This window comes from Streptomyces sp. TRM64462, from assembly GCF_013362995.1.
Taxonomy (GTDB): domain Bacteria; phylum Actinomycetota; class Actinomycetes; order Streptomycetales; family Streptomycetaceae; genus Streptomyces.
Map to the genome: position 1 here is coordinate 1 of NZ_JABWDV010000032.1, position 6880 is coordinate 6880.

The 6880-nt window shown below is 72.3% G+C and carries 8 protein-coding genes and 1 pseudogene; 5 read left to right on the top strand and 4 right to left on the bottom strand.

Translation table 11 applies throughout. The annotated features are described in order from the left end of the window. The 4 genes from HTZ82_RS01455 to HTZ82_RS01470 all read right to left on the bottom strand — a co-directional run. On the bottom strand, positions 1–322 hold a 322-nt coding region (locus HTZ82_RS01455; protein ID WP_175407408.1), incomplete at its 3' end, for a multidrug efflux SMR transporter. 87 nt (positions 323–409) lie between these two features. After that, complete coding sequence (rsgA, locus tag HTZ82_RS01460) at positions 410–1420, bottom strand: ribosome small subunit-dependent GTPase A (RefSeq protein WP_175407409.1); 1011 nt, start codon at positions 1418–1420, stop codon at positions 410–412. Positions 1421–1425: 5 nt separating this feature from the next. Continuing rightward, positions 1426–2781: a 3-phosphoshikimate 1-carboxyvinyltransferase gene (gene aroA, locus HTZ82_RS01465; protein WP_175407410.1), complete on the bottom strand. Its 1356-nt coding sequence runs from the start codon at positions 2779–2781 to the stop codon at positions 1426–1428. A gap of 27 nt (positions 2782–2808) precedes the next feature. After that, the gene (locus HTZ82_RS01470) at positions 2809–3531 is read right to left on the bottom strand and encodes a M50 family metallopeptidase (RefSeq protein ID WP_175407411.1); all 723 of its coding nucleotides are present in this window, start codon (positions 3529–3531) and stop codon (positions 2809–2811) included. Between the two features lie 52 nt (positions 3532–3583). On the opposite strand from HTZ82_RS01470, the gene HTZ82_RS01475 reads away from it, so the two are divergent. The 5 genes and pseudogenes from HTZ82_RS01475 to HTZ82_RS01495 form a co-directional block, all read left to right on the top strand. After that, positions 3584–4399, top strand: coding sequence for an SOS response-associated peptidase (locus HTZ82_RS01475; RefSeq protein WP_175407412.1), 816 nt, complete (start codon positions 3584–3586; stop codon positions 4397–4399). Positions 4400–4425: 26 nt separating this feature from the next. Continuing rightward, positions 4426–5070, top strand: a complete 645-nt coding sequence (locus HTZ82_RS01480) for an alpha/beta family hydrolase (protein WP_175407413.1) — start codon at positions 4426–4428, stop codon at positions 5068–5070. A gap of 358 nt (positions 5071–5428) precedes the next feature. Next, the gene (locus tag HTZ82_RS01485) at positions 5429–6082 is read left to right on the top strand and encodes a sigma-70 family RNA polymerase sigma factor (RefSeq protein WP_175407415.1); all 654 of its coding nucleotides are present in this window, start codon (positions 5429–5431) and stop codon (positions 6080–6082) included. Next, a complete protein-coding gene (rsrA, locus tag HTZ82_RS01490; protein ID WP_175407414.1) occupies positions 6079–6378 on the top strand; it encodes a mycothiol system anti-sigma-R factor in 300 nt (99 codons plus the stop codon). Before HTZ82_RS01485 ends, rsrA begins: the two co-directional genes overlap by 4 nt. Positions 6379–6560: 182 nt before the next feature. Further along, positions 6561–6880 (top strand): annotated as a pseudogene (locus tag HTZ82_RS01495) (metal-dependent phosphohydrolase); the annotation flags it as partial.

The window sequence follows — 6880 nt, forward strand, 5'->3', positions numbered from 1 at the left end:
ACTGGGACGAGCCCGAGAGCTGAAGTCCGATCACGCCCATGATCACCAGTGTGATCGACAAGATCTTGAGCGTGGAGACCACATCGCCCAGGAAGATCATTCCGTATACGGCCGTGCCCGACGCGCCGATCCCCGTCCACACCGCGTACGCCGGACCCACGTCGAGCTTCCGCAGCGACAGTGTCAGCAGCCCGAAGCTGCCCAGCGCGAACGCCGCGAAGGCGAGGGTCGGCCACAGCCGGGTGAACCCGTGCGAGAGCTTCAGGCACACCGCGAAGCCGGTCTCCAGTAGGCCCGCGACCACCACCAGCAGCCACGCCATCGTCAGTGCCTCCCCGCCGGTCGGTGACTGCCCGTTTCCGTGCGATTATGCACTTACTTCGCCCGGAGGTGGGCAAACTCGGGCATTTTAGTCTCCCTCGCGTCGCTCCCGCGTGGCCAGCAGCCGCCGCAGCGAGTACAGCCGGGCCGGGTCGGCGTGTCCCTCCGCCACCCAGGTGTCCAGCGCGCAGTCCGGCTCGTCGTGGCTGCACGCGCGCGGACAGCCCTCCGTGCCCGGCTCCAGGTCCGGGAACGCGTGGATGACCCGCGACGGGTCCACATGGTGCAGCCCGAACGACCGCACGCCCGGCGTGTCGATCACCCAGCCGTCCCCGCCCGCCAGCGGCAGCGCCAGCGCCGACGTGGTGGTGTGCCGCCCGCGCCCCGTCACGGCGTTCACGACACCGGTAGACCGCCGCCGCTCCTCCGGCACCAGGGCGTTCACCAGCGTCGTCTTGCCGACGCCCGAGTGCCCGACGAACGCGGTCGTGCGGCCCGTGAGGTGCTCCCGCACCCGGTCCGCCGCGTGCCCGTCGTACAGCTCGTCGCGGCTCGTCACGACGTACGGGATGTCCAGCGCGCCGTACAGCTCCAGCAGCTTCTCCGGCGGGGCGAGGTCCGACTTGGTGAGCACCAGCAGCGGTTCGAGGCCGCCGTCGAACGCCGCGACCAGGCACCGGTCGATCAGCCGGGGCCGCGGCTCGGGATCCGCGAGTGCCGTGACGATGGCGAGCTGGTCGGCGTTGGCGACGACCACCCGCTCGAACGGATCGTCGTCGTCGGCCGTGCGCCGCAGCACCGAGGCCCGCTCACCGATCCGTACGATCCGGGCGAGCGTGTCCTTCTGCCCCGACAGATCACCGACCAGCGACACCCGGTCACCGACCACCGCGGCCTTGCGGCCCAGCTCGCGCGCCTTCATCGCCATCACGACGCGGCCGTCGACGAGGCAGGTGAGACGGCCGCGGTCCACGGTGAGGACCATGCCGTCCGCGGCGTCCTCGTGCTTGGGGCGGATGCTGGTGCGGGGGCGGTTCCCCTTGCGGTTGGGGCGGACGCGGATGTCGTCCTCGTCGGCGTTCCTGCCGTAGCGGCGCATGTCGTTCAGGCCTCGATCGAAAGCATTTCGGTCCACATCTGCGGGAAGTCGGGCAGGGTCTTGGCGGTCGTCGCCACGTTCTCGACGCGTACGCCGTCGACGGCGAGGCCGATGACGGCGCCGGCGGTCGCCATGCGGTGGTCGTCGTACGTGTGGAACACGCCGCCGTGCAGCGGGCGGGGCCGGATGCGCAGCCCGTCCGCGGTCTCGGTGACATCGCCGCCGAGCTCGTTGATCTCCTTGGTGAGCGCCGCCAGCCGGTCCGTCTCGTGCAGCCGCAGATGGGCGACGCCGCGCAGCGTCGACGGCGAGTCCGCGAGCGCGGCCACGGCCGCGATACCGGGCGTCAGCTCGCCGACCTCGCTCAGGTCCACGTCGATGCCGTGGATCCGACCCGAACCGGTGAACGCCAGACCCTCGTCGGTCAGCTCGCAGGAGCCACCCATCTCGGTGAAGATCTCCCGCAGCGCGTCACCGGGCTGGGTGGTCCTGGACGGCCAGTCGGGGATCACGACCCGGCCGCCGGTCACCAGGGCCGCCGCGAGGAACGGCTGCGCGTTCGACAGGTCCGGCTCGACGACCAGGTCCCGGCCGAGCAGCGCGGACGGGGACACCCGCCACACGTTCGGCTCGCCGCCGCTCTCCGGCTCGTCGACCTGGGCGCCCACCGCGCGCAGCATGTCGACGGTCATCCGGATGTGCGGCATCGACGGCAGCCGAGGGCCCGTGTGCCGCACCTCGACGCCCTGGTTGAAGCGGGGCGCCGACAGCAGCAGCGCGCTCACGAACTGCGACGACGACGAGGCGTCGATGTCGACCTTGCCGCCGTCCAGGGCGCCGCCGCCGTGCACGGTCATCGGCAGCGCGCCGCGCCCCTCGTCCTCGATCCGCGCGCCCAGCACCCGCAGGGCGTCGATCACGCCGTGCAGGGGACGCTCGTACGATCGGGGGTCCCCGTCGAAGCGGACCGGGCCGTCGGCAAGTGCCGCCACCGGCGGCAGGAAGCGCATGACCGTGCCCGCGTTGCCCACGTCGATCGTGGCGGGGCCGTGCAGCCCGGCCGGGATGACCCGCCAGGCCTCGCCCGTGCCCTCGGGGCCGCCCGCGGCGGAGGAGCTGGACGACACGGTCTCCTCGATGCCGACGCCCAGGCCGCGCAGGGCCTCCGCCATCAGCAGCGTGTCCCGGGACCGCAGCGGCCGGCGCAGCCAGCCGGGCTCCGACGCGAGGGCGGCCAGCACCAGCGCCCGGTTGGTGACCGACTTCGAACCGGGCACGGCGACGGTCGCGTCGACCGCTCCGCTCGCGGAGCTCGCGTGCGGGGCGGGCCAGAGGTCAAGGTGCGCGGGGGTTTCGGTCATGCCCTTCACTTTAGTGGGCCGAGCAGGTCACAACCCGAGCAGCCAGCGGCCCCCGCCGATCAGTGAGGACAGCGACACGGCATGGAAGAAGAACAGCCACAGCGCCGGCGGTACGTTCGTGAGCCGCCCGAGCTGATCCGCGTCCGAATCCGGCGCTCCCCCGTGCCGGCGCTTCACCTGGAGCTCGAACACCGGCCGTACCCCGCCCAGCAGCAGGAACCACACCGCGCTGTACGCGAACGCCGCCTGCACCTCGGGCTCCGTCAGCCATGACACCAGCAGGAACGCCCCGCCCGTCACGACCATGGTCAGCGCCCCGTACACATTGCGGATCATCACCAGCATCACGAGCAGCAGCGCCGTCGCCACCCACAGCAGCAGCGTGATCCGGCCGGCCGCCAGCAGCCCCGCCCCGCCCAGGCCCAGCAGCGAGGGCGCCGTGTAGCCGGCGGCCGCGGTGAGGATCATGCCGAGACCGGTCGGCCTGCCGCGGCTCACCGTCAGACCGCTGGTGTCCGAGTGCAGCCGGATGCCCTCCAGCCTGCGGCCCATGACGAGGGCGACCAGGCCGTGCCCGCCCTCGTGGGCGATCGTGACGGCGTTCCGCGCCAGCCGCCAAACCGGCCGCGGCAGGGTCACGGCGAGCGCCGCGACACCCGTCACGATCACCAGCCACAGCTCGGGCGCGGGCTGGGTGCCGAGGACGTCGGACAACAGGTCGGCGGTGGCCAGGACGTGGGTGGCGGCCATTTTGTCGGACGGCTCCTCAAGGGGACGGGGGGACATGGCAGGGTTGGCAAGTATGTGCGGACGTTACGCGGCCAGTCGAAAGCCCGAGGACCTCGCAGGCATCTTCGGGATAGAGAAGTGGGAGCCCGAGGAGAGCCTGGAGCCCGACTGGAACGTCGCCCCCACCAAAGAGGTGTACGCGGTCCTCGACCGCCCCTTGAAGGACGCGGCGACGCCCCGTCCGGTTCGCCAGCTCCGCGTCCTGAAGTGGGGCCTGGTCCCGTCCTGGGCCAAGACGCCCGAGGGCGCCGCCCGGATGATCAACGCCCGAGCGGAGACCGTCCACGAGAAGCCCGCCTTCCGCCGGGCCTTCACCTCCCGCCGCTGCATCCTGCCCGCCGACGGCTACTACGAGTGGGTCACCGGCAGCGCCGAGCGGCAGCTGGAGGTCGAGGGCAAGAAGAAGCGGCCCCGCAAGCAGCCCTACTTCGTGACGCCCGCCGACGGCTCCGTCTTCGCGATGGCCGGCCTGTACGAGTTCTGGCGCGACCCGACCCTGCCGCCTGAACACCCGCAGGCCTGGTGGGCCACCTGCTCGGTGATCACCACCGAGGCCGAGCAGGGCCCGCTCGGCGTCGCCCCCGCCGAAGGCCCCCGCTCCCTCGCCGACATCCACCCCCGGATGCCGCTCATGCTCCCGCAGGACCGCTGGGACGCCTGGCTCGACCCCGCCCGCACCGACACCGACGAACTGCGCGGCCTGCTCGCCCCGCCGCCCGAGGGCCTCATGCGCGCCTACCCGGTCACGACGGCCGTCAGCAACGTCCGCAACAACGGGCCCGAACTGCTGACCGAGCTCGCCGCCCCGGAGGAGGGCACGCTCTTCTGAGGTACTTCTGACGTACGGCGGGGAGTATGAGACCTGTGACACAGACCGAGATCATCCCCACCGGCGCCGGCGACGCCCGGATCACCTGGTACGACGCCGGGGCCGGCGCCCGGCTCACCGTCGCGCTCGGCCACGGCGCCGGCGGCGGCATCGAGGCCCGCGACCTCCAGACGCTCGCCGCGCGGCTCCCGGACGCCGCGGGGGCCACCGTCGCCCTCGTCGAGCAGCCCTGGCGGGTGGCCGGCAAGAAGGTCGCGCCGGCCCCGAAGACCCTCGACGCCGCCTGGCGCGATCTGTGGCCCGCCCTGCGCGCCCCCGGCCTGCCCGTCGTCGCGGGCGGCCGCAGCGCCGGGGCCCGCGTCGCCTGCCGCACCGCCCCCGAGCTCGGCGCCCACGCCGTCCTCGCGCTGGCCTTCCCCCTCCACCCGCCGGGCAGACCCGAGCGCTCCCGCGCCGACGAACTGCTCGGCACAGGCGTCCCGACCCTCGTCGTCCAGGGCGGCAACGACCCGTTCGGCAAGCCCGACGAGTTCCCGCCCGGTGACCACGAGGTGGTGCGGGTGCCGTGGGCCGACCACGGGTTCGCCGTACCGAAGAAGGCCACGGTCACCCAGGAGGAGACGCTGGACGTGATCACGGTCGGCGTCGCCGGCTGGCTCGCGAAGCGGTGAAGCGGCAGACACGCGAAGCGGCAGACACGCGAAGCGGCAGACACGCGAAGCGGTGGACACGCGAAGCGGTGGACATGTCCCGCGCGGCGGGAATGAGGCGCGTGCTCCCGCTGTTGTGACTGTGCGTCGTACATCAGAGCCAGGAGAGGGAGTCCGTCGCATGGGTTCGACCATCTGCCCGAACCGGTCGCACGCCGCAGAGCTGGACTGGACGGTGCTGCCCGCGCCCGCGACCGGCTCCGTGCGGGTGACAGGTACCGCGTCCGCCGCGAAGAATCAAAAGGGACGGCCGACCGACGGTCGACTATTCTCCGATTCGAGCGGGTCCGGACTCGGTCTCGCCGCGGCGCGGGAGGAGGTGGGTCCGGTCACTGGGACCGACACGGGGACCAACGGCCCCGAGGAGACGGACGGCGAGCGCAACGCGCGCTTCGAACGGGACGCCCTCGGCTACCTCGACCAGATGTACTCGGCGGCCCTGCGGATGACGCGGAACCCGGCCGACGCCGAGGACCTGATGCAGGAGACGTTCGCCAAGGCCTACGGGTCGTTCCACCAGTTCCGCGAGGGCACGAACCTCAAGGCGTGGCTCTACCGGATCCTCACCAACACGTTCATCAACTCGTACCGCAAGAAGCAGCGGGAGCCCCAGCGCAGCGCGGCCGAGGAGATCGAGGACTGGCAGCTCGCGCGCGCCGAGTCGCACATGTCGACCGGTCTGCGCTCCGCCGAGTCCCAGGCGCTCGACCGCCTCCCCGACTCCGATGTGAAGGACGCCCTCCAGGCGATTCCGGAGGAGTTCCGCATCGCCGTGTATCTCGCCGATGTCGAGGGCTTTGCGTACAAGGAGATCGCGGACATCATGGGTACGCCCATCGGCACCGTGATGTCCCGGCTCCACCGTGGGCGCCGCCAGCTGCGCGGCATGCTCGAGGACTACGCCCGCGACCGCGGGCTGGTACCCGCGGGCGCGGGAAAGTCGACGAACGATCGGAAAGGCTCGGGCTCATGAGCTGCGGAGAGCCGCACGAGATGGACTGCTCGGAGGTCCTGGACCATCTCTACGAGTTCCTCGACCGTGAGATGCCCGACAGCGACTGCTCGAAGTTCGAGACCCACTTCTCGGAGTGCTCGCCCTGCCTGGAGAAGTACGGGCTGGAGCAGGCCGTGAAGAAGCTGGTGAAGCGGTGCTGCGGGCACGACGACGTGCCGAGCGATCTGCGCGCCAAGGTCATGGGACGGATCGAGATGATCCGCTCGGCCGAGGCCGGCCACCAGGAGGACGTGCCGGCGACGGCACAGGAATAGCCGCACAGGAACAACGGCACAGGAACAACGGCACAGTCGGGGCCCCGCGCCCCCGCCCCCGCCCCCGCGCCACCGTCACCCGAAGGTGCTAATCAGTTCCGTCCCGCCGCCCAGGCCGGACCGGCTCGTTAGCCTGGCCAGCCTGGCACTCGGTTCGGCCGACGGGAGGGGGCGGGAGAACGGTGGCGGGGATTCCGGGGGCGGCGCGCGCCTGTATCGCGGGCGCCGTGCTGTGCGCCGCAGCCTGCGCACTCCCGGCGCTCACCGCCGGCTCCGCGACCCCCTGGGGCGCCGTCGCACTCCTCGCCGCGCTGTACGCGCTGTGCGAGGGCCCCGCCCGCAACCCGCTGCTGGCCCGTTTCGCGGGCGGCACCGCCCCCGTACCCCTCCCTTCCGGGGCGTTCGTCCCGGTCCTGCTCGCCGCCGCGCTGCTGCTGCCCCCGTCCGCAGCCGCGCTCGCCGCGGTGCCCGGGGCCCTCGTCTCGTACGTCGAGGAGCGGCG

What these genes read in the sequence shown, in the direction of transcription:
- rsgA (WP_175407409.1), bottom strand. Translation starts at nt 1,420, where the DNA reads ATGCGCCGCTACGGCAGGAACGCCGACGAGGACGACATCCGCGTCCGC.
- aroA (WP_175407410.1), bottom strand. Translation starts at nt 2,781, where the DNA reads ATGACCGAAACCCCCGCGCACCTTGACCTCTGGCCCGCCCCGCACGCG.
- HTZ82_RS01470 (WP_175407411.1), bottom strand. Translation starts at nt 3,531, where the DNA reads ATGGCCGCCACCCACGTCCTGGCCACCGCCGACCTGTTGTCCGACGTC.
- HTZ82_RS01475 (WP_175407412.1), top strand. Translation starts at nt 3,584, where the DNA reads ATGTGCGGACGTTACGCGGCCAGTCGAAAGCCCGAGGACCTCGCAGGC.
- HTZ82_RS01480 (WP_175407413.1), top strand. Translation starts at nt 4,426, where the DNA reads ATGAGACCTGTGACACAGACCGAGATCATCCCCACCGGCGCCGGCGAC.
- rsrA (WP_175407414.1), top strand. Translation starts at nt 6,079, where the DNA reads ATGAGCTGCGGAGAGCCGCACGAGATGGACTGCTCGGAGGTCCTGGAC.